Annotated in this window: 17 protein-coding genes; 7 read left to right on the top strand and 10 right to left on the bottom strand. The window is 38.5% G+C overall.

Going from position 1 to position 24,090, the window contains the following annotated elements; genetic code table 11:
• The first annotated feature begins 410 nt into the window (after positions 1–410).
• Positions 411–1,364 (top strand): DUF4349 domain-containing protein, encoded by a 954-nt coding sequence (locus AC106S_RS11165; protein ID WP_482439146.1) that lies wholly within the window; start codon positions 411–413, stop codon positions 1,362–1,364.
• 293 nt (positions 1,365–1,657) lie between these two features.
• On the opposite strand, the gene AC106S_RS11160 is transcribed toward AC106S_RS11165, so the two are convergent.
• Both AC106S_RS11160 and AC106S_RS11155 read right to left on the bottom strand, forming a co-directional pair.
• Positions 1,658–2,023, bottom strand: a complete 366-nt coding sequence (locus AC106S_RS11160) for a hypothetical protein (protein WP_482439145.1) — start codon at positions 2,021–2,023, stop codon at positions 1,658–1,660.
• A 22-nt stretch (positions 2,024–2,045) separates the two neighbouring features.
• Positions 2,046–3,185 carry an acyl-CoA dehydrogenase gene (locus tag AC106S_RS11155; RefSeq protein WP_482439144.1) on the bottom strand — a complete coding sequence of 380 codons (1,140 nt, stop codon included), beginning with the start codon at positions 3,183–3,185 and terminating at the stop codon, positions 2,046–2,048.
• A 243-nt stretch (positions 3,186–3,428) separates the two neighbouring features.
• On the opposite strand from AC106S_RS11155, the gene AC106S_RS11150 reads away from it, so the two are divergent.
• The 3 genes from AC106S_RS11150 (at position 3,429) to AC106S_RS11140 (ending at position 7,736) form a co-directional block, all read left to right on the top strand.
• On the top strand, positions 3,429–5,207 hold the full coding sequence (locus AC106S_RS11150) for an AMP-dependent synthetase/ligase (RefSeq protein WP_482439143.1): 1,779 nt from the start codon (positions 3,429–3,431) through the stop codon (positions 5,205–5,207).
• Positions 5,208–5,269: 62 nt separating this feature from the next.
• Positions 5,270–5,896, top strand: a complete 627-nt coding sequence (locus tag AC106S_RS11145) for a hypothetical protein (RefSeq protein WP_482439142.1) — start codon at positions 5,270–5,272, stop codon at positions 5,894–5,896.
• Between the two features lie 112 nt (positions 5,897–6,008).
• Positions 6,009–7,736, top strand: a complete 1,728-nt coding sequence (locus AC106S_RS11140; protein WP_482439141.1) for a hypothetical protein — start codon at positions 6,009–6,011, stop codon at positions 7,734–7,736.
• A gap of 153 nt (positions 7,737–7,889) precedes the next feature.
• Here AC106S_RS11140 and AC106S_RS11135 read toward each other — a convergent pair whose 3' ends face one another.
• The 3 genes from AC106S_RS11135 to AC106S_RS11125 form a co-directional block, all read right to left on the bottom strand.
• Positions 7,890–8,666 carry a zinc ribbon domain-containing protein gene (locus tag AC106S_RS11135; protein ID WP_482439140.1) on the bottom strand — a complete coding sequence of 259 codons (777 nt, stop codon included), beginning with the start codon at positions 8,664–8,666 and terminating at the stop codon, positions 7,890–7,892.
• A 2-nt stretch (positions 8,667–8,668) separates the two neighbouring features.
• A complete protein-coding gene (locus AC106S_RS11130) occupies positions 8,669–9,766 on the bottom strand; it encodes a Nif3-like dinuclear metal center hexameric protein (protein ID WP_482439139.1) in 1,098 nt (365 codons plus the stop codon).
• A gap of 126 nt (positions 9,767–9,892) precedes the next feature.
• Positions 9,893–10,732: a hypothetical protein gene (locus tag AC106S_RS11125; protein ID WP_482439138.1), complete on the bottom strand. Its 840-nt coding sequence runs from the start codon at positions 10,730–10,732 to the stop codon at positions 9,893–9,895.
• A 251-nt stretch (positions 10,733–10,983) separates the two neighbouring features.
• On the opposite strand from AC106S_RS11125, the gene AC106S_RS11120 reads away from it, so the two are divergent.
• Positions 10,984–11,811, top strand: a complete 828-nt coding sequence (locus tag AC106S_RS11120) for an ion transporter (RefSeq protein WP_482439137.1) — start codon at positions 10,984–10,986, stop codon at positions 11,809–11,811.
• Between the two features lie 39 nt (positions 11,812–11,850).
• Here the strand turns inward: AC106S_RS11120 and AC106S_RS11115 are convergent, their stop codons facing one another.
• Complete coding sequence (locus tag AC106S_RS11115; RefSeq protein ID WP_482439136.1) at positions 11,851–13,305, bottom strand: tetratricopeptide repeat protein; 1,455 nt, start codon at positions 13,303–13,305, stop codon at positions 11,851–11,853.
• Positions 13,306–13,541: 236 nt separating this feature from the next.
• Between AC106S_RS11115 and AC106S_RS11110 the strand changes: the two genes are divergently transcribed.
• Complete coding sequence (locus tag AC106S_RS11110) at positions 13,542–14,498, top strand: choice-of-anchor J domain-containing protein (protein ID WP_482439135.1); 957 nt, start codon at positions 13,542–13,544, stop codon at positions 14,496–14,498.
• A 494-nt stretch (positions 14,499–14,992) separates the two neighbouring features.
• Positions 14,993–15,151 (top strand): hypothetical protein, encoded by a 159-nt coding sequence (locus AC106S_RS11105; RefSeq protein ID WP_482439134.1) that lies wholly within the window; start codon positions 14,993–14,995, stop codon positions 15,149–15,151.
• A gap of 70 nt (positions 15,152–15,221) precedes the next feature.
• On the opposite strand, the gene AC106S_RS11100 is transcribed toward AC106S_RS11105, so the two are convergent.
• The 4 genes from AC106S_RS11100 to AC106S_RS11085 all read right to left on the bottom strand — a co-directional run bounded on the left by AC106S_RS11100 (position 15,222) and on the right by AC106S_RS11085 (position 24,062).
• Positions 15,222–17,189: a T9SS type A sorting domain-containing protein gene (locus tag AC106S_RS11100; RefSeq protein WP_482439133.1), complete on the bottom strand. Its 1,968-nt coding sequence runs from the start codon at positions 17,187–17,189 to the stop codon at positions 15,222–15,224.
• Between the two features lie 285 nt (positions 17,190–17,474).
• Positions 17,475–19,442 carry a T9SS type A sorting domain-containing protein gene (locus AC106S_RS11095; protein WP_482439132.1) on the bottom strand — a complete coding sequence of 656 codons (1,968 nt, stop codon included), beginning with the start codon at positions 19,440–19,442 and terminating at the stop codon, positions 17,475–17,477.
• A gap of 109 nt (positions 19,443–19,551) precedes the next feature.
• Complete coding sequence (locus tag AC106S_RS11090; RefSeq protein WP_482439131.1) at positions 19,552–21,948, bottom strand: T9SS type A sorting domain-containing protein; 2,397 nt, start codon at positions 21,946–21,948, stop codon at positions 19,552–19,554.
• A gap of 116 nt (positions 21,949–22,064) precedes the next feature.
• On the bottom strand, positions 22,065–24,062 hold the full coding sequence (locus tag AC106S_RS11085; protein ID WP_482439130.1) for a T9SS type A sorting domain-containing protein: 1,998 nt from the start codon (positions 24,060–24,062) through the stop codon (positions 22,065–22,067).
• Positions 24,063–24,090: the final 28 nt, after the last annotated feature.

Here is a 24,090-nt window from a genome sequence, read left to right as displayed (position 1 = left end):
AAGTTTCAAAACATATAATATCCGTAGAAGTTTTCTGCGGATTTTTTTGTATTGCCGGGAAGTACAGAGACGCAATTTATTTTTATATTAATGATGTTTAAACTTTTTTTAAACCACGAAGTCACGAAAGTTTTATTTTAAACACTTTGATTTTTAAGTTTAATCTTTGCGTTTTTCCAACCTAAAGATTTCTTTTTATTCTCCCGCTGATCTGGCAGATTGAGCAGATTTTTTATTGCACCATGCGATTTTCTTAGTTTTTTTTCATTTGACGGCTTTGTAAATCTTTTGTAAAACAAATACAAAATAATGAAAATCAAAATGTTAAAATTTTACCAGTATAATACATTCCATTTACAAGTGCTACAAGAGATCCGGTCTTAATTTTACTTCATCAAAAAATTAATATTATGAAAAAGTTCCTATTAATGGCCGCAGTATCTCTTACATTTATTACCTGCAAAAAGGGAGAAACTGCACAATCGAAAATAGAAGGCGTGGTTAATTCAGCAGACAGTACTGCTTCAGCAATGACAGAAACAGCTAACTCAATAAGCAATAAAGCGGGTGCTATCCTGGATTCTGCCAATGTAAGAATAAAAGATTTTGACGATACCCAGGAAGATATTCAACGGAAGATAGAGAGTACAGCAAAAAGCGCAGATTCTTTATCAGATAAAATTGCTTCTGTAAAACTGGAATCCAAAACGGAGAAAAAAGATTCGGCAGAAAAGAAATCTGAGAAAATCGTGGTGAATGTACCGGCTCCGAAAGTCATTAAAGAAACCAAAATTGTATACAAAGACAAACCTAAAAACGACAGTTATGAACTGGCTGTAAAAAACAGACTGGTAAAATCCGGAGAATTATCCATTGCAGCAGATAATACTGAAACGATAAAAGATGTTATTAAAGAAGAAACAATAAAAAATAACGGATTGGTAAAAAGCGAAGCGCTCTCTTATGTTGCTTCCGAATATTCAGACAGACAGTCTTCTGATGAAGCAGCGAACGAGAAATCATATTATATGGAAATTAAGGTACCTATAAGGAACTTTGACAACCTGATGAATGATTTAAGCAGTATCGGAACGGTTGAAAGCAAAAACATCCGGACTACCGGAGATCATTATGCTGATAATACGATCTGTAATATTGTGGTAACCATTACTGATAAAGCCAATGGAAAAGAATCGGAATCTTTCGGAGGGAGATCGATGGCGGCTATTTCTTCAGGCTGGAATGTGATTACTTCCATTTTCCTTTTCCTTCTTCCGCTGTGGCCATTATTCCTGATTGCCGGTATAGGATATTACTTCTATAAAAAAAGAAACAAAAAAGTTTCTGATAACAATTCACATTAAATTTTTCTGATCCGTCTCCCCGAGGCGGATTTTTCTGTGTTTTTTGGACAGTCAATTTCCGGTGTACCCGGGTTACTGTATTTTTAATATTATTTTAATCAGGATCAGTGAGCCATCCTGTTTGTTCTTTCTATATTTAAGTGTTCATAAAATCCGGCTGAAATACATGATGCTGTTTTATGACCAGTCTTAAATATAATGTCTAACCATGTTCATAATCTTTAAGGTTAGATCATCATATATTATAAAAAGTGGTTTGTAATGCAAAGGCTCCCTTCCGGGAGCCTTTCATCTTATTTCATATTCACTACTTTGTCTACAATAAACTTTGTATTTCCTCTCCACGGAAGGGTTCCGTTGTATTCCTTATAATGGAGATCAAAGGTTTTACCGCTGTTGTTTTCCAACTGTTTGAAAATTTCAGGATCTTCTACGGAAAATTCGAATTCATAGCTCGTTATCGTGCCTGTTTTTCCTCTTCCGAAACCTTCCTGAATCAGCTTTCCTTCATAGGTTTTGAAGACATAGCCTTTTTTCATTGCGTAGTTCAGGTATCCGGATTTTACTCCTTCTCCGAAAACGAAGAAAAATTTATACCATACAAATACGCCAATCAGCAGGAGAACAACTCCGAGGGTGATCCACAAAGATTTTTTCATAAGCAGTGTGTTGATATTATTTTTATTTTGCGATGCTTCTGGAGATCACAATTTTCTGGATCTCGGAAGTACCTTCATAGATCTGCGTGATTTTGGCATCTCTCATCAGTCTTTCTACGTGATATTCTTTTACATATCCGTATCCGCCGTGGATCTGTACGGCTTCAATGGTAGTATCCATAGCCACCTGAGAAGCGTATAATTTTGCCATCGCACCGCTTTCAGAGATGTCTTTTCCTGCATCTTTCTCACAGGCTGCCTTGAAGCACAACATTCTTGCTGCTGTGATCTGGGTAGCCATATCTGCTAATTTGAAAGCAATAGCCTGATGGTTGATGATCTCTGTTTTGAAAGCTTTTCTTGTTTTTGCATATTTCAAAGCCAGTTCGTAAGCTCCTGATGCAATTCCTAAAGCCTGGGAAGCAATACCGATTCTTCCTCCGTTCAGTACAGCCATTGCAAAGTTGAATCCGAAACCGTCTTCACCGATTCTGTTTTCTTTCGGAACTTTTACGTTGTTGAAGATCAGAGAGTGTGTATCACTTCCTCTGATTCCCAGTTTATCTTCTTTTAATCCGATTTCAAAACCTTCCCAACCTCTTTCTACGATGAAAGCGTTGATTCCTTTATGTTTTTTCTCAGGATCAGTCTGTGCAATCACGATATAATAAGAAGCGGTTCCTCCGTTCGTGATCCAGTTTTTGATTCCGTTCAGAAGGTAATAATCACCTTTATCTTCAGCGGTTGTTTTCTGAGAGGTTGCATCGGAACCTGCTTCAGGCTCAGATAAAGCGAAAGCACCGATTACCTGTCCGCTTGCAAGGGGGGTAAGGTATTTTACTTTCTGCTCTTCGGAAGCGAATTTTTCAAGACCTGCACATACCAATGAGTTGTTTACAGACATTACCACTGCTGCAGAAGCATCTATTTTTGCGATCTCCTCCATTGCCAGAACGTAAGAAACGCTGTCCATACCTGCTCCACCGTATTTAGGATCCACCATCATTCCCAAAAGTCCCATTTCCCCCATTTTCTTCACCTGTTCTGCAGGGAATTTCTGGTCACGGTCTCTTTCAATAACTCCAGGTAATAGTTCGTTTTGTGCAAAATCTCTTGCAGCCTGCTGAATCATCAGCTGTTCTTCGGATAAATTAAAGTCCATAAAAAATAATAATTAGATAGCCGTAAATTTACACTTTTTGGCGAAATCTGAAAATAGAATCGGTAATAAGAAATCTGTAATAAAGATTGGTCTGTATTTTTAATATTTCCGGGATCCGGAAGATGTTTTGAGGATTTATATATTATGGCAGGCATTCAATTAATTTCCAATTAGTGATTTCTGCGGTCTGCAATTAAAAAAAATGCTTATATTTAGATTTCTTTAAATATTACTTAAAAAATCATGACGATCAAGAGATTATTCGATATTCCACATTACGCTTTAGAAAAATTTCCTAAAACGGATATGTTTGTGACCAAATATCAGGGTGAATGGAAAAAAACTTCCACACAGGAGTTTATCAATGAAGGAAATAAAATATCCAGAGGACTTCTGAAGCTGGGTATAAAACCCGGTGACAAAATCGCGCTGATCACAACGAATTCCCGTACAGAATGGGCGATCATGGATTTCGGATTATCCCAGATCGGGGTAGTTTCCGTACCTGTTTATCCGAGTATTTCTCCTGAAGACTACGAATTCATCTTTAACAATGCCGAGATACAGTACTGTTTCGTGTCTGATAAAGAGCTCCTTAACAAGGTGATGAAGGTAAAGCATAATATTCCCACTCTACAAGGGATCTTCACATTCGATACGGTAAGCGGGGCAGCCAACTGGAGAGAAATCCTGGATCTTGGTGAGGATGATTCCACACAGATTGAAGTGGAAGATCTTTCCAACGCGATCAACGCTGAAGATCTGGCAACTATTATTTATACTTCCGGAACTACGGGAAGGCCGAAAGGTGTAATGCTTACCCACCACAATATTGTTTCCAATGTTTTAGGTTCTGTTCCGAGGATTCCGAAGAAAAAGAGTTTAGACTATAAAGATACCAGAGTACTGAGCTTCCTTCCGATCTGTCATATTTTTGAAAGAATGCTTTTCTATCTTTTCCAGTACAACGGTTTCTCCGTATATTTCGCAGAAAGCATCGATAAGATGGGAGAAAATGTGAAAGAAGTAAAGCCTCACTATATGAGTGTGGTACCGAGACTTGTAGAAAAAGTGTACGATAAAATTTACAATACAGGTTCTTCAGCGGGAGGTCTGAAATCAAAAATATTTTTCTGGGCTCTGAATCTTATCAATAAAAAGAAGGAAGTTTCAAAACCTTCCGGATTACAGCAGATCATTGCTGACAAACTGGTATTTTCTAAATGGAGAGAAGGTTTGGGAGGTGAGATCATTACATTGGTTTCCGGTTCTGCGGCTTTATCTACGCGATTAAATCTGATGTTCCAGAATGCCGGAATTCCGATCCTGGAAGGATATGGTTTAACGGAGACTTCTCCTGTGATCTCTGTAAACAGTGTGAATAAAATGAAAATCGGAACGGTAGGACCTCCGTTGGATAATTTACAGGTGAAGATCCAGGAAGATGGTGAAATTACGGTAAAAGGACCTTCTGTCTTCAAAGGATATTTCAAAAATGAAGAGATGACCAAAGAGGCTTTTACTGATGACGGATTCTTTAAAACCGGAGATATCGGCCACATCGACAGCGAAGGTTTCCTTCAGATCACAGACCGTAAAAAAGAGATGTTCAAAACCTCAGGAGGTAAATATATTGCCCCACAGACCATTGAAAATTTAGCCAAAGCTTCTAAATTCATCGAGCAGATCATGGTGGTTGGTGATGGCGAGAAAATGCCGTGTGCACTGGTACAGCCGGATTTTGAGTTTGCCAAGAACTGGGCGATGAGAAATAATTTAAATATCGGATCTTCTCCCGCAGAAATTGCAAAAAGTCCTGAACTGAAAGCAAGAATTGAAAAGGAAATAGACGGCATCAACGAACATCTTGGAAACTGGGAAAAGATCAAGAAAATTGAACTGACCCCTGAAGTTTGGGGTATTGACGGAGGTCTTCTTACTCCTACTTTAAAACTGAAAAGAAAAGCCATTAAAGAGAAATTTATTGACCTCTACAATAAGATGTATGAACATCGTGAATAATATCTGAGAAAGTGAAACTATTATTCAATACAATATCAATATGTCAATCCATATTCATTGGATTGACATTTTTTCTGTTCTCCTGCCAAAAAACAGCTGAAACATCTAAAATATCAAATGAGGAGATACAGGAACCTTCTATATCTTCTTTATACTCCGATTCTCTTACTTTTTTAAAAGAAAAAGCATTACTGCAATATATTCATACAGCAGATATTCTGAAGCCCAATCTGAAAAACGGGATTCCTTTCAGCCAGCTTGATTATGACCGGGTTATTGCTTACGACTTTATGGGTGATGAAGAAAAATTCCCCAATGCTATTGATGAAAACGGAAAGTTTATTCCTGTCATATCAAAACAGCAGTTTCTGACGCAGCAACAGGCGGATCAGATATTATCTGCCTTAGCAGCAAACTCAACGTATGGGGAAAGTTCAGCCGCTTGTTTCCGGCCTCATTTAGGATTGGTATTTTTTAAAGGAAACAGGAAAACCGATCAGATCAGTATCTGCTTAAGCTGTAATACATCAATTTCTGAGATTGACATTCCGGCCAGAAGACATAAAGTATTTAATAAGGGAACAAAAGACGAATATTATGAGGAAGGCTTCACTTCATCCGGTAAAGCTGCCATTATCAGCCTTTGTAAACAGATTGATTTTTACTACGGAAATGATAAAAAGCAATAAGAACTGCCCTGAACATAAAGAAACCGCTTCAACCGAGGCGGTTTTTATTTTGCATTAACCAGACAGCCAAGATTTCTTTATCTTTGAACCTTTGATCTCAGAAAATATAACCATGTTTACACATTATACCCGTTTTAAAAGTTTCTTACTTGCATTTTTATGTTTATCTGCTTCCCTGGCTTCACAACAAAAGCTTCAGACCGATAAAACCGGAACCCTTATTGAATCCGAATATCTAAAGCTGAAAAAAGAAAGGGGCTATGACGGTATAGGAAAGTTTGATACGATCAGCCTTAATCCTCTTTTGATTTATGCCGGGACGGTTAAAGACAATAAGCTGGGGGTAATAGATCTTTTTGGTAAAGAGATCCTTAAAAATGAATACAAACAAATCCGCGGAATCTATAATACCTGGACCGGACTTCCCGGCTACCATGATCATTTTCTTCTTCAAAATGAAAAAGGATGGGCCATATCCGACTATTACGGCAGCCTGAAAACTCGTTTCATCTATGACCACCTCTGGTTTGAGGAATACCGGCCTGTTGCCAGAAGAATCCAGCCGGAAAAGTTTGAATCAGGGATTTTTAAAGATTCTATTTTCAAGGCAAAGCAGGGAGAATCCTATATCTATCTCAATAAAAAAGGTGAACAGATCAAACATAAGGAAAGTCTGTATAAGCTTCAGGGAGCTTCACTTGATAATAATCCCGATATTTATAAACTGTCTAAAAAGTTTGGGAAAGCTATCCGTCTCACCGATACTCTTTTTATGGTGGCCAGCCCTGCGGATAAAAATAAATTCGGAGTGTATGATCTGTCATCATCGAAAATGATTATCCCGGCAAAGTTCAGCTATGTCACTTATATGGAAAAAGCAAAGTTTCTTGTGGCCGGAACCGATGATGATAAAAAATACGCCTATGATCTGAAAGGAAATCTTATCATAAAAGAAGCAATGCACTATTTTAATGATATAGGAAATGATAACAATGTGGCAGTGGCCGTTCATAATCAACACAACAAAGCGGCCCTTTTCACCAAAGATCTTAAACCAATTACAGATTTTAAATATAATTTTATAGCTGCCTCCGATTACTACGCAAAAGGCGTGATCAATACAGGTGATACAAAAGATCAGACAGAAGACTTAATGACCCTGGACGGCAAAAAAGTAAGGTTTAATGTAGGTTATGATGAGGTCATCTACCTGGTAAATTCTTATGAGCAACATTCAGAACCTTTTCTGTTTTTAAGAAAAAAAGATAAACTGGCCATTGTGAAAGAAGGAAAAGTTATTTCAGATTTTATCTATGATGAGATTCTGCCGGAAGCCTTTGTTGCTTCTAATCAGCCCATTCTTACTTTTGAACCTTCCATGACGGCCAACCACCCCAATCATTTTATATACTTTAAGAAAGACGGAAAATACGGGATTATGGATAATAACTACAAAATCATCCTCAATAACATCTATGATATGATTACAGAATCTGCGATGACGGGATATGTATATGTAGCCAGAAAATCTCCCGACACAGGTGACAAACAATGGGGAGTATATCATGTAAAAGAGGCTAAGGAAATTATTCCTGCACAGTTCAGCTATATCCGAAATACGGAACTGGATTTCTTTTTGGTCGCTCAAAGATCAAAATTCGGGATTTATGATAATACCGGAAAACAAATTCTTCCGCTTATTTACAGCCACCGGCTTTCGTCTGAGAAAAATTTCGTAGGGCTCCAGTCTTTTTATGAAAATTATGATGAAGTCTTTGGCTATATAGATTCTTTCGGAAATGTAACGATAAAAGAAGGCTATGTTCCTAAAAATAATTGATATTTTCAGATTGTATAGTATAAAATCTGTTTCAACTTTGTTGAAACGGATTTATATTCTAGGGTAAGTTTTATCATTTAGTTGATTAATTCCCTACTATAAAAAAACTGCTCCATTTCTGAAGCAGTTCTGTGTTATTTAAAAAACCAGCAATTAGAATTTAATTACAGATTTCATTTTTTCGTTTTCTTCCATTACCAACTCGTCGTCAACAAGGATTTTTCCGGAATGCTCATCGATGATGATTTTCTTTCTCTGGGCAATTTCCATCTGCTTCTGAGGCGGAATGGTAAAGAATGAACCTTTAGGAGCCCCTCTCTCTAATCCTACTACTGCAAGACCGTTGATAGAGTTGGTTCTGATTCTGTTGTAAGAAGCCAATAATCTTTCGTCGATCTGGCTTGCAAATTCTTTAGACTGCTCGATCAGGTATTCCTCTTCTTTCTGAGTTTCAGAGATCAGGCCGTCTAATTCTTCTTTTTTGAATTTCAGGTGATTCTTAAGATCGTCGATCTTTGCGTTCAGTTCACTTAAAGTTTCATTTTTATGAGCAATTTTAGCTCCGAATTCTTTAATTCTTTTTTCAGCAAGCTGAATTTCCAGATCCTGGAATTCAATTTCTTTACCTAATGCTTCAAACTCTTTATTGTTTCTTACATTATCCTGCTGAGATTTGTATTTTTCAATTAAAGTTTTTGCATGGTTGATTACTTCATGCTTTGTTTTGATCTGGTCGTCCTGATCTTTAATGTCTGCATGAAATTTTTCAGCTCTTTTTTCAAGTCCTTCAATCTCAATTTCAAGATCTTCAACTTCAATTGGCAATTCTCCTCTGGTATTCCGGATTTCATCCAATCTTGAATCAATGATCTGTAAATCGTATAAAGCTCTTAATTTTTCTTCAACTGAAATATCGTTGGTTTTTGCCATATTTAAATGAAATAATTTACTGGGTTTGTTTTTTCAATAGATTTTGAAATTGCAAATGTACTAAATTTTTGTGACAAAATTTCAAATAATTGTTGGGTAACCAATTGTTCTGATTCATAATGACCTATATCACAGATCAGCATTTTGGATTCTGCAAGAAAAAAATCGTGGTACTTGATATCTCCGGTAAGATAGGCATCACATTTTTTAGACAGAGCAGTTCTTATTCCGCCTGCTCCGGAACCTCCCAGAACCCCTACTCTTTTGATTTTTTTATCATTGAATGCAGAGTGACGGATCATTTCAAGCCCGAATTTATCTTTCACCAGCTGTAAGAAGTCTTTTTCTTCCATCGCGTCATCAAGTTCACCATACATCCCCAGTCCGGAATGATGGTTTTTGTTGTCCAGGCTGTAAATCTGGTGGGCTACTTCCTCATAAGGATGTGCCTGTTTCATTGCAGCTACAACCTGCCCCTGTTTGTGTCCTTCAAAAATAACCGAAATCATATTTTCATCTGCATTTTCACGGATATTCTGCTGTCCGGAAAAAGGGTTGGAACCTTCAACAGGTCTGAATGTACCGTTTCCGTTTACGGAAAAGCTGCACTCATCGTAAAATCCTATATTTCCGGCTCCAGCGGCAAACATGGCTTCTTTTACTTTCTCAGAAAATTCTGAAGGGACAAAAACCGTCAGTTGTTTTAAATTATTTTCTTTAGGCTGAAGGATCTTCATATTGTTCAAACCAAGATGGCTGCAAATGCCATGATTTACCCCGAAGAAGTCGTTATCAAACGCCGTATGTACGGCATAAATGGCAATTTTATTTTCAATCGCTTTTAAAACCGCTCTTTCCACATAGTTTTTCCCGGTAAGAGATTTTAATCCGGAAAAAATGATGGGATGGAAACAGACAATGAGATTACAGTTTTTCTGAACAGCCTCCTCCACTACATTTTCCAGGGCGTCGTGACACACCAGAATTCCGGAAACATCCCGGTCCGGAACACCGCATAACAATCCTACGTTATCAAAGTCCTCTGCCTGTCTGATACTGATCTCCTCTTCAATTTTTGAAATAACCGTTTTTAACTTCATGATATAAATTTTCAGTTTCAACGAAGATATTGATTTTTAGAAAAACCCTGAAAATATTTCTGACACAATAAAAAGCCGGCCTGTTGAAAGCCGGCTGAGTTTCAAACTAAAACCACTCCCTAGTTTTTAATCTTTAAAGAGAGATATTCTTGTAAAGGAATCTACAACGGCGGTACATGTGAGATCTGCTTCAAGGAAAAGCTGGTACCCTCTGCCCGGATCAAGACTGGCAGCGTCTGCAATGGTATAAAAGTAGAAGGTAAGAAGGTTTCCGGACCCCGACCCGCTGGGAACAAGCTGAATCGAGTTGATTTCAAATCCTGAATCCGGATTTTTAAAGGTCGCTTTTACAGACCCTGAAGAATTAGCTCCGGCTATCACATTCACAATAAGTCTCCAGGCATGAACCTGGCCATAAATTTCATTTTCTCTCCATTTACCCGAATTGTAGATATTAGCCGTAGTTCCGGGGAAAGGAACTGTTGTTTCCGGCCAGCTTGTTGTAGGGCTTGGAGCAAAGACCAAAGGAGTGCTGTACACTACCTGCTGTCTTAATCCATATCCGCTACCTGATCCGCTGAGGTTGAGGGAAGGTTTTACATCTGCGTTTCCAGAATTTATTTTAACGACACCGTCGTTACCAGCCTGAGATGATGTGGGAACAAAGAGCTGCCTCCAGAGAAGGCCATCCCAATACTGGAAATTATTGGATGTTGTATTAAAAATAAGTGTACCTGCAACAAGAGCAGGATTCGGCATTCCGGCAGGCGGTACGGTAGCAGTAGTATTGTCTGCCAGATTTGTATCTCTTTCTGTATCAGTAAGACGCGGAATAAGAAGACCTTTCTGATTGGAAACGATATCCAATACGGCTGCTCCGTTTGGAGAACTTGTATTGATGCCAACCTGCGCGTACAAAATACCATACATGCAGATTGAGATCCACGAAATTAATATTTTTCTCATAATGATTGTTTTTTTGTAGAATAAAATTACACATTGAATAACAAATTATGTTAAAAAATAAATTTTTAATTTCAATTTTATATTCGTATATTACACAATACAAGTCACTGAAAACCATTACATTAATGTAAAATAATTCACTTTTTAATGATAGAAAAACTTTTAACATTTGCAGATATGTAGCAACAATCCTATCTTTACCCGGCCTATGGGGGAAATTATTAACTTTACTGTGAAATACTGTTTTTGAAATGGAGAGAGAACATAACCTTGTTCCTGAAGATAAACTCTGGAAAAGATTCCTTTACCGCATAATTTACCGCGCCGATACAAAGCTCGGAAAGCTGTTCGACATCATCCTCTTATCATTAATTCTTGCAAGTACGGCGATTATTATGATGGAAAGTGTACCTAAACTCGACAAGAGGTTCCATTACACCTTCCTGATCCTGGAATGGATTATCTCTCTGTTTTTCTCCGCAGAATACCTGATGCGTATTGCGGTAGTAAAAAATAAAAAACAATATATCTTCAGTTTTTTCGGGATTATTGATTTTCTTGCGCTGATTCCTTTTTATCTGAGCCTCTTTTTCCCGATCACAAAATATTTCCTGATATTCAGAATGCTCAGAATGCTCAGAATTTTCAGAATCTTCAATCTCCTTGATTTCATGAACGATGGCTACCTCATCGTAAGAGCACTGAAAAACAGCTCCAGAAAGATCTACATTTTCCTTCTGTTCCTGATTATTTTTTCAGTTATTGTAGGTTCTATGATGTTTATGGTGGAAGGAGGCAGACCCGGATTTGAAACTATTCCGCAATCTATTTACTGGGCGGTGGTTACAGTAACTACCGTTGGATATGGAGATGTATCTCCCATTACTCCTTTGGGGAAATTTTTTGCCGTTATTCTGATGCTTGCGGGTTATTCCATTATTGCCGTTCCCACAGGAATTGTAACAGCAGAAATGCGGAACAAAAGACAGAATCTGGAAAAGGTTTGTGACCGCTGCGGTAATGAAGATATTGATGATGATGCCAGATACTGCAAACAGTGTGGCAAGAAACTGACGTAAAATTCTATTTTCAAAAATACATTTCAGATCATCACCAATTTATACAACATTGATTAAATAATTAATGATACTCTCATGCTCTTTGAGCTTTATTTTCTTCCTTAGCCGATGTCTGGCAATATTGATACTGTTCTGGCTTTGTCCTGTAATAGCAGAAATATCTTTTGTAGAAAGGTTTAAGCGTAAAAAGGCCGAAAGCCTGAGATCGGTTCTTGATAAATCAGGGTGCAATTCTATAAGTTTTTTATAAAAATCTTTATGAATATCCTGAAAAACTTTTTCAAATTCCTCAAGATTTAAAACTTTCTCGCTGCTTTTAATTTCATTCAAAATAGAAGTAACCTGTGTTTTCACTTCCGGTTTTCCTTTTAAACCTGTTAACTTTCGTTTTGTTACGTCCAGTATTTCGCTGGCATGAAGTACTTCAAGGCTTTTTTTAGTAATTTCTTTATTCCGTTCATCTAATTTTTCAAGAAGCAGCTCATTTTCTAACCCTGTCTTTATTAATTTAATTTTCTGCAGTTTATAAATAAGAAATAAGATAATACACCCTGTGACAAGAACGAAAAAAGATGTGAAATAGATCCAGTTCTGTCTTTTTTGTTTTGAAATATTTGCCTCCTCTTTTAATTTCTGCTGATATTTAAACTCTATTTTACGAATCTGTTTGTCATTCATTCTATTAAGTTCAACTTCACTGATCTGTTTTGTCTGATGCAAATAGAAATTAGCCAATTCTGTTTTATGATCTTCTTCATACAGTTTAATCAGGGTTTCAGAGCTTAATTTCTGAATATTCGTGTTTTTAATATTCTTGCCCAGTAAAAATGATTTATTCAGATAATATTCTGCGGAGTCTTTATTTTTAACAGGCAGGCTATAATAAAAATATCCCAGATTGTAAAATGATCTGGCCAGATCATCCTGTTCATTATATCGGGAAGCTAATTTTTCTGCAATGAAGAAAAAATTTAATGCCTCTTTAAATTTTTTTAATTTAAAACTTACAATCCCTAAATTCTGATAAGCCATAATCTGACCCTTACTGTCTTTTAATCTTGTACTGCTGGCCAAAGCATTATTATACATTTTTTCTGCATTATCATAGTTTCCTGAAGTCTCTTCCAATATGGCAAGATTATTATACAAAGCGTAAATTTTAGGAACGTGATTTTTTTTATACCCCTCCAATGCTTCCAGCCAGTATTTTTTGGCCATATTATTTTTGGCCAGGTTATAATATACATTCCCGATATTCTTGAGAGTGATATACTGATCCCGGGAATTTATTTTTTTTTGAAGAAGTAATGCAGAATTATAATAATTTAAAGCATAATCATATACTTCCTGAGAATCATAGAACATTCCCGCAGTATCGTACAGCTTTATCAGTAAAGTATCCGGCAGCTTTTTTTCATAATCCAAAGCTTCATTAAGCAGATTCAGGGCTTTATTTTCATCAGTACCCTGAAGGTTCCTTATTTCATTCAGCATCAAAAATACCTTCTTATTTTTCTCAGCGTTCTGACAGGTTATCGACGACCAAAAAAACAGGCACAAAAAACAAAGAAACCGCACATTTAAAACCCTGATAAACAACACATTAAATTCAGACTGAAATATTTTGAAATGTTTCAATATCTGCATGAAATATTTTGTAACAGGGATTTTTTTTGCTTTCATTTCTGTGCTTTTAACTTTACAATCTGAATCTAAAAATAACAAAAATTATGAAAAGTAAAATTTTACTCATGCTTTATTTTTTAAGCTCGCTGTTCGCCAGCGGTCAAAATAGTACAGTTCTTTTTCATGACAGTTTTGAAGAGTATCCGGACTGGATTTATTCCGGAATCGGTAACTGGACTCTGACAGATCTAGATGCGGAAGACCAGATTGCAATTTTGGGAGTCTTTTTTCCTGGTAATGAATTTCACCCTTTTGCCGGAAAAATTATTAACAGTACAACCGCTACCCCAGGAGTGGCGGACATCAATATTCCCAACTATAGAAACTTTGAAGCCAGAACAGGACAAAAAGCTTTAGGAATGTTTGCAGCACTGCTTCCTCCGAACAACGACTGGATCATCTCTCCTAAAATACAATTGGGTCCTCATGGAAATAAGCTCTCATTTTATGTAAAATCATCTCATATGGACTATAATAAACATGAAAAGTTTGATGTCCTGATTTCAACAACAGATACTGACCCTCAAAGCTTCACCGCTTTTCCAAAAGTGTATAACGGCGATTATTTCACCAACCCAGACTGGACTGAATTTGTGATAGATCTTGATGCGTACAGCAATACGGAAGTCTATCTGGCCATTCATTATATTTCTGAATTTTACGATAATCCCCTATTTCCTGAACATCTGCAAAAACGGGCAGTCTGCCTCCTTTTGGATGATTTCACAGTAACCACAGGATCTACATTGGGAACGAAAGAATATGTAAAGGATAAAAAGACAAATGTTTATCCTAATCCTTTTAAAAACAACCTGTATTTTCAGCCTGATGAAAAAATTCAGTCCGTTAAGGTTTTTGATATGACCGGCAGGCTCGTATCTGAGAAAAGTATAAACTTCAAAGACCGGGCTATCGATCTCTCCATATTAAAACCAGGAGCATACATTGCTGAAATACAAAAAACAACGGGTACGGAACGCGTGAAAATCATAAAAGAATAATTACCAGGAAGCCTTTAAACACAATTGATAAAGCTAAAAGGTTCCTTGCATTGGTAAGGGACCTGCAGCTTTTATAAAAAACAGAATTAGCTTAACCGGATTACTCTGCAGATAAAAACGCCTGTTCCCCAATTCGACACAACAGATGCGATTTTAATAAATTAACCTGATTTCGGGGTTAAAGTGTTTAAGTGTAAAAGCCTGAAAGTTTATTAATTATATGGATTGAAAACCTCCGGAGAACCAAATTAAATAAAATCAGGTCCATCCTCTTCCATCCTCCGGCTTTAAACCTGCATCTATCAGATATTCTTATCCTGAACCGAGGTTAAATTAAAGATCAGAAACCATTTTACAATTTGTGGGTACTGCTTCTGAAACTGATTTATAAAACCGCGGATATTGACAATTAAACAATATACGGGAATAGTGTGGCAAGAAATTAGCTTGATATAGGGTATCAGTTAAATCTATTCACCAAATACCACAAAGTCATGGAACCAAAAAAGAAAAACAAACCGAACAGTCTGGTCATTATTCTATTTGCCCTGATTGTTTTGATGATTATCATTTATTTTATATTGGTCACTTTTTTCCCTACCATTTTTGATCTTATGAATACAGGAGAAATACAGCCGGTACCGGATAAGTAATGAGTAATGAGTGATAAGTAATAAAAAAGACGGCCTGGGCCGTCTTTTTCTATGATACAACAGATTATTTTTATTTTTTAATGGCTTTGATGGTCTGCTTAGATCCGTCTTTCATCTGTAATGTGACAAAATAAAGTCCCTGCTTCAGGTCCGCCAGATGAAGCGCAGAAGAAGGGTTATCAACTGTTTTTACCAGTCTTCCTGAAACATCTGAAATAGAAACTGCTTTCACCAGTTCTATTTTTGAAATGTTCAGGACATCCGTGAACGGATTCGGGTATGCTTTCACTGCGTCTTTAGCTTTAGCTGTTTCTGCCGTACCAAGAGCTCCTTTACTGATATTGATGGTAAACGGCCATTCCATATCATCTGTACTACTGCCGTAATAGCCTACATTTACATAATAAACTGTTCCTGCAACAGTAGCTATGGAAGCTGTCTCGGTACCTCCAGAACCTTCATCATCTACTGATTCCTCACAGGAAAGATTATCACAGCTTCCGCTGTAAACCCCTAATTCCGGATCAAACGAACTTCCCGCCGGCATGGATACTGAAATATTATAAGTATCTCCATCTCCTGTAAAGGTAAACCATGTACCATCATTCATCCCTCCGGAACAAACTTCAATAAATCCATCATTATTGGTTGTTCCGTTTGCATCAGCCTGGGTATAACTATAAGGGAATACCGTTGCTGCCAATGCTCCGGAGCAGGCATCATTGACCGGAGGAGGAGGTAATGTACCTACACAGATATTAAAACTCTGAGACCTGCCGGTTCCTCCATAGCTGTATACTCTTATGTAATAGGTATCTCCAGGTGTAAGACCATTAACGAGTGCCATTTCAGGATCTGAGCATAATACATCCGACAAATTGCCGCATGCCCCGCTTAAAACCTGAAAATAAGTATCCGTGGAGCTGGAGCTTCCAGTCGAAACAATATTGGTAAGTGAAATCAGATGCGTGGAAGCGGTAGCCGTAAATTTATACCATACATCATCATCAGGGTTTCCATAACAGGTCCCTGTGGGTACTCCGGAGTCCGTAGCCCCTAATGTATATCCGGCTACCGGGTTGCTGCACTCGGCAGTAGGACTTACCGTTAATTCAACAGCACCTGCACATTCATCATTGGCTGGTGGAGGTGGAACAGTTGTGAATACCGTTTCTGAACAGCCGGCAGATTCTCCTCCGGGTCCTACTGAAACCACCTTAAGATAATAAGTCGTGTTGGGAGTCAGCGGTGTGGAAGGGGTAAAGCTTGCTGTTGCTGCCGATTGCTGGTTGACAATATTTGTTCCGCCCGGTGTAGTTCCTATGGATACTTTATAACTTTGGGCACCCAGCGGCTCGTTCCAGGTAATATTCGGAGACAGCGGAACAAACTGTGCATTATTGGCAGGATAAGTCACCATAGGACATGCCGGTACAGAGCTCAGAGTCAGCCCCTGAATGGTAATAACGGATTTATTTCCGCTTAATGTTCCTCCTGCCGGGTTTCCGATATTAAAAGGGGTATCATCGTTTCTGTAATAAAGAGAAGATCCGTCTACCGAAACATTATACACATAAAAAGCCTCACTGAAACTATTGGAATCATATCCCTGCATATGTTCCTGAGCAGCCACTACCAGATTTTGGGTATTGTTGTAAGGAAAAGGAGTGGTAAAAGTAACCTCCACTACCCCATTGTTCTGGGTAACGCTTCCTGCATATACCTGTGTGAGATTAGCAACCGGAATCCAGTCACTGCCTGAGGTAAAGTTTGCTTTTGAAGTGTGTCCCAGATAGACTGTCCAATCAGATGAATTGGTAATAACCGCATTGGGCTTCAGATAAAATTTAAGCCCGGTAATATTACCTGCTGCATTGGCATTGATTTCCTGTTTCGTGAAAATCTGCTGAACATAAGAATAGCCGTAATAAGTACTTATGGGAGCAGTGCCTACATTCGTACTTCCTGTGCCCAGTTCGATCTGGGCGTTCATGATCATGCTTAACATTAAGAAACATGAAAATAGAAGTTTTTTCATAAATTAGTATATTTTAGTGTTTAAGCAACTAATTTAGCAATATTTAAACTAAAGAATTACTTTAAATTAAAAAAACAAACCATTTAAATGATTTTTTATTTTTTCACAAATCAATGAAAAAATAATATTTCTCCACAAATTGATATTTTCATTAAAGAAAACCCCTATGTCTATTGGATTATATAACAGCCACTATCTAAAGTTCTTCCCATAAATTCCGTTCTTCAACTATATAAAAAAAACAGCAGCCTTTTGAGCTGCTGTTATCTGTTAAAAATTGAAATATTATTTTCTGATTACTTTCACGGTCTGCCTTGAACCGTCCTTCATATTTAAAATCACCAGATATGTTCCCTGTTTCAGGTCTTCCAGATAAAGCGCAGAAGAAGGGTTCTCAATTGTTTTCATCAGCCTTCCTGAAACATCTGAAATAGAAACTGCTTTTACCAGTTCTATTTTTGAAATGTTCAGGACATCCGTAAACGGATTAGGATATACTTTCACTGCATCTTTGGCCTTAGCTGTTTCTGCCGTACCAAGAGCTCCTTTACTGATATTGATGGTAAACGGCCATTCAAGACCATTCGTACCACCACTGTAATGCCCTACATTTACATAATAAACTGTTCCTGCAACAGTAGGTATGGAAACTGTTTCGGTACCTCCGTTACCTCCATCATCTACTGATTTCTCACAGGAAAGATTATCACAGCTTCCGCTGTAAACCCCTAATTCCGGATCAAACGAACTTCCCGCCGGCATGGATACTGAAATATCAAAAGTATCTCCGTCTCCTGTAAAGGTAAACCATGTACCATCATTCATTCCACCGGAACAGACTGTAATAAATCCATTATTATTGGTCGCTCCGCTTGCATCAGCCTGGGTATAGCTATAAGGGAATGCTGTTGCTGCCAACGCACCGGAACAGGCATCATTGACCGGAGGAGGAGGTAATGTACCTACACAGATATTAAAACCCTGAGCCCTGCCGGTTCCTCCATAGCTGTATACTCTTATGTAATAGGTATCTCCAGGTGTAAGACCATTAACCAGTGCTGTTTCAGGATCTGAGCATAATACGTTCGACATACTGCCGCATGCCCCGCTTAAAACCTGAAAATAAGTATCCGTAGAATTAAAACTTCCCGCTGAAACAATATTGATAAGTGAAATCAGATGCGTGGAAGCGGTAGCCGTAAATTTATACCATACATCATCATCAGGATTTCCATAACAGGCACCTGTGGGTACTCCGGAGTTCGTAGCCCCTAATGTATATCCGGCTACCGGATTGCTGCACTCTGTAGTAGGACTTACCGTCAATTCAACAGCATCTGCACATTCATCATTGGATGGTGGAGGTGGAATGGTTTTGAATGTCGTTTCTGAACAGCCGGCAGACTCTCCTCCGGTTCCTACTGCAACCAGCTTAAGATAATAAGTCGTGTTGCCGGCAAGAGGTGTGGAAGGGGTAAAGCTTGCTGTTGTTACTGATTCCTGGTTGGCAATATCCGTTCCGCCCGGTGCAGTTCCTATGGATACTTTATAACTTTGGGCACCTGCTGGTGCGCTCCAGGTAATATTTGGAGATAACGGAACAAACTGAGCATTGTTGGCAGGATAAGTCACCGTAGGACATGTCGGTACAGGACTTAAAGTAAGCCCCATGATGGTAATAACGGATTTATTTCCGCTTAATATTCCTCCTACCGGGTTTCCGATATCAAAAGGATCATCATCTTCCTTGTATTGAAGAGAAGATCCTGCCACTGAAATATTATACACATAAAAAGCCTCACTGAGACTATTGGAATCATATCCCTGCATATGTTCCTGAGCGGCCACTACCAGATTCTGGGTATTGTTGTAAGGAAAAGGAGTGGTAAAAGTTACCTCCACTACCCCGTTGTTCTGGGTAACACTTCCTTCATATACCTGTGTGAGATCAGCAACCGGAATCCAGTCATTGCCTGAGGTAAAGTTTGCTTTTGAAGTGTGCCCCAGATAGACTGTCCAATCAGATGAATTGGTAATAACCGCATTAGGCTTCAGATAAAATTTAAGCCCGGTAATATTACCTGCTGCATTGGCATTGATTTCCTGTTTCGTGAAAATCTGCTGAACATAAGAATATTCAAATAAAGTACTTACGGGGGCAGCCCCTGTATTAGTACTTCCTGTACCCAGATCAATCTGGGCATTCATGATCATGCTTAACATTAAGAAACATGAAAATAGAAGTTTTTTCATAAATCAATATACTTTAGATTAAACAAATAATTTAACAATAGCTATGTAAAATTCATAACAACTTTTCAGATCTATTTTTATGAATAATAAAAGAGAATCAGGGTTCTTACTACTTTTTAATAATTTTCATAGCCTGTACCGATCCGTCTTTCATTTTTAAAGAAATAAGATACATTCCCTGTTTTAAATCTCCCAAATGAAGCGCAGAGGATGGCTTACTTATATTTTTCAACTGTCTTCCGGACATATCGGAAACAGTGATAGATTGTATGTTTGAAACATCTGTAATATTCAACATCTCTGTAAACGGATTCGGATACACTTTAACTTTATTCTTTTCTGCAGAAACTTCTGAAGTTCCGAGGGAATCATTAGTGATTGTAATCGTAAATGTTCCTTCCAGCTCATCCGAAGTACTGCTGTAATGTCCTACGTTTACATAATATACAGTTCCAGCTACCGTAGAAACAGAAACCGTTTCTCCTTCTCCCATTGCTCCTTCATCCATTGTTACCTCGCATGTTAGGTTATCACAGCTGCCACTATACACACCCATTTCAGGATCAAAGGTACTTCCGGCAGGTACAGTAACCGAAATATCAAAATTGTTTCCGTTTCCTGTAAATGTAAACCAGGTTCCGTCATTCATGGCACCGCTTGTACAGATTTCAATAAATCCATTATTATTGGTGGCCCCTGCTGCATCCGATTGGGTATAGCTGTAAGGAAATGCTGTTACAGCTAAGGCCCCTGAACAGGCATCATTTACAGGAGTGGGAGGAATGGTTCCTATACAAATATCAAAAGTAACATATCCGTCAAGATCGCCAAATACCCGTATATAATAGGTTGCTCCGGGAGTTAATCCGGTGAGAATCTGGCTGCCTCCATAATCCGAACACTGCATGCTGGACAGTGTTCCGCACGAGCCGCTGAAAACCTCAAACAGAGGAAAGCTATATCCCAAAACAGATTCAATATTACTTAAGGAAATGATATGAGAAGTTGCCATCGCAGTAAATTTATACCAGACATCATCATCCGGCTCACCATCACAAGGTGTAATACCGGAATCGGTAGCGCTTACGGTACTTCCTGAGAGTTTACCGCCACAGTTCATATCCGGATTTACCGTTAATGCTATTGCTCCGGTACATTCATCATTAGCTGGCGGAGATGGAAGCGTTCCTATACAGATATCAAAAGAAACATGCCCGGTTTCGCCATCAAATACCCGTACATAATAGGTTTCTCCGGGAGTCAGCCCGGTAAGGATTTTAAAGAGACCAAAGTCTGAGCATACCATACTGGTAAGAGTTCCGCATGAGCCGCTGAAGACCTCAAAGACAGGGCTGGCATAGCCCAAAACAGTTTCAATATTGCTCAAAGTGATGACATGAGAAGTTTCAACTGCTGTAAACTTATACCATACATCATCGCTTGCCTCACCTTCGCAAGCTACAATTCCCGAGTCTGTGGCACTTACATTACCTCCCGACAGCTTGCTGCCACAGCTCATATCCGGATTTACAGCTAATGTTATTGCTCCGGTACATTCATCATTGGCTGGAGGAGGTGGAAGGGTTCTCACGCAGATATCAAAAGTACTGTATCCGTTATCATGACTGTATATTCTGATATAATAAGTCTCTCCCGGAGTCAGTCCGTTTACACTGGCAACAGAGTTATCACCGGGACAGGAAATACTGGTCAGTGCACCACATGAGCCGCTGAAGACCTCAAAAAGAAGACTGTCAAATCCTATAACAGATTCCTCATTGCTGAATGAAATGATATGAGAAGTTTCCACGGCAGTAAACTTGTACCATACATCATCATCCGGCTCTCCATGACAGGGTGCTATACCTGAATCTGTTGCACTTAATGTAGTTCCTGAAACTTTACTGCTGCAATTCATGTCAGGATTTACCGTTAATGCTATTGCCCCGGAACAGTCGTCGTTGGCAGGAGTTGGAGGAAGGGTTCCCACACAAATATTAAAACTCTGGGCTCTTCCCGCCTGTCCATAGCTAAACACCCTGATATAATAGGTTTCCCCAACATTAAGTCCTGTAACCAGATTTTCGGGAGGGTCTGAACACTTTATGCTTGTTAAACTTCCACAGGCTCCGCTTAATACCTGAAAATAAGTATCGGTAGAAAAGGGATTTCCCACTGAAACCACATTTTTAAGTGAAATCATATGAGCTGAAGCAGTGGCTGTAAATTTATACCAGACATCATCATCAGGATTTCCATAACAGGGGCTTGCGGCAAGACCTGAATCTGTTGCGTTGAGTGTGGTTCCCGCTGTAACCACAGCACAGTTCAGATCTGAATTTACCGTAAGAAGAACTGCATTCTCACAGTTGTCATTAGCCGGAGGATTCCAGGCTTTATTCCGTTCACCGGATTCCTTTTTTCCAAAGGACAACGTACCTATCTCTACCTTAGCATGCAAGATTATACTTACCGGCAATAAGCACCAAAGTAAAATTCGTTTCATAATAATTATAATTTAATTCTGACAGTTAAATTAATAATAATTATGCATAATTTATAAAAAAATATCAGCTTTTAGAGCTGATATTTATTAAATAATCAAAAATAACTAATTTTTTACTATTTTTTAATAGCTTTAATCGTTTGTATTGATCCATCTTTCATTTTTAACGAAATAAAATACATTCCCTGTTTTAAATCTCCCAAATGAAGTACAGAAGATGGTGCAGCTATATTTTTCACCTGTCTTCCGGAACTGTCAGAAACAGTGATGGACTGTACTTTTGAAATATCTGTAATATTAAGTGTTTCACTAAACGGATTCGGATATGCTCTGATCTTCTCTTTTTCCACGGAAACTTCTGAAGTTCCGAGAGAATCATTAGTGATTGTAATCGTAAATGTTCCTTCTAGCAGATCTGTAATACCATTATAATATCCTACGTTTACATAATATACAGTTCCTGCCACCGTAGAAACAGAAATCTTTTCTGTTTCTCCTATCTCTTCATCATTTACTGTTCCTTCACATGTTAAGCTATTACAGCTTCCACTATACACACCGATCCCAGGATCAAAATAGCTTCCGGCAGGCATTGAAACTGAGATATCGAATGTACCTCCGTTTCCTGTAAAGGTAAACCAGGTTCCGTCATTCATCTCATTTCCGGAACAGACTTCAACAAAACCGTTATTATTGGTAGCTCCCGCTGCATCAGACTGAGTATAGCTATAAGGGAATACTGTTGCAGCCAAAGCTCCTGAACACGCATCATTAACAGGAGGAGGAGGAATTGTTCCCACACAGATATCAAAAGAAACATACCACTGATCAGCTCCGAACACTCTTACATAATATGTCTGCCCGGGCGTTAATCCGTTAATCACCTTGTAATCTTCAAAATCCGAACACAGTATACTGGTCAGGGTTCCGCACGAGCCGCTAAAGACCTCAAATAAAGGAGAATCGTAACCAAAAATAAAATCAGTATTGCTTAAGGTGATGACATGAGAAGTTCCCACAGCAGTAAACTTATACCAGATATCATCGTTTGCCTCACCTTCACAAGCCGCAATTCCCGAATCTGTGGCACTTACAGTATTTCCCGACAGCTTGCCGGCACAGTTCATATCCGGATTTACAGCTAATGTTATTGCTCCGGAACATTCATCATTAGCCGGGGGAGGAGGAATTGTTCCCACACAGATATCAAAGGTATTATATCCGTCACCAGTGCTGTATATCCTGATATAATAAGTTTCTCCCGGAGTCAGCCCATTTGCAACAGCCATAGCTTCATTATTAGAACATAAGGCATTGATTAATGTACCGCATGAGCCACTGAAGATTTGAAAAGAAAGGAAATCATATCCGGTAACAGCATTATTATTACTCCATGAAACTACGTGAGAGGTACCCACAGCAGTGAACTTATACCATACATCATCATCGGGTTCCCCACCACAGGAATCTATGCCTGAATCTGTTGCACCTAATGTAGTTCCCGAAACTTTACTCCCGCAACTCATATCCGGATTTACAGCTAACGTTATTGCTCCGGAGCATTCATCATTAGCCGGGGGAGGAGGAAGGGCTCCCACACAAATATTGAAACTCTGAGCTACCCCTACTCCATAATAACTGTAAACCCTTATATAATAAGTTTCTCCCACGGTAAGCTCTCTGACAATGTTTTCTTCAGGATCTGAGCATACAATGCTGGTTAAGTTCCCACAGGCTCCGCTAAACACCTGGAAATACATATCTGTTGAATTCTCGCTTCCTACCGAAACGATATTTCTGAGAGAGATGACATGAGTGGAAGCTGTTGCTGTAAATTTATACCAGACATCATCATCAGGATATCCAAAACAGGGACTTCCGGCAAGATCTGAATCTGTTGCGTTTAATGTGGTTCCCGCTGTAACCACACCACAGTTCAGATCTGAATTTACCGTAAGAAGAACTGCATCCTCACAATTGTCATTAGCAGGAGGATTCCAGGCTTTATTCCGTTCACCGGGTTCCTTTTTTTCAAAGGATGACGTACCTATCTCTACCTTAGCATGTAAGATTATACTTACCGGCAGTAAGCACCAAAGTAAAATTCGTTTCATAATAATTACAATTTAATTTCACCAGTTA

It is taken from the genome of Chryseobacterium sp. FR054, from assembly GCF_056844565.1.
This window is presented reverse-complemented; position numbering and strand designations above follow the sequence as displayed.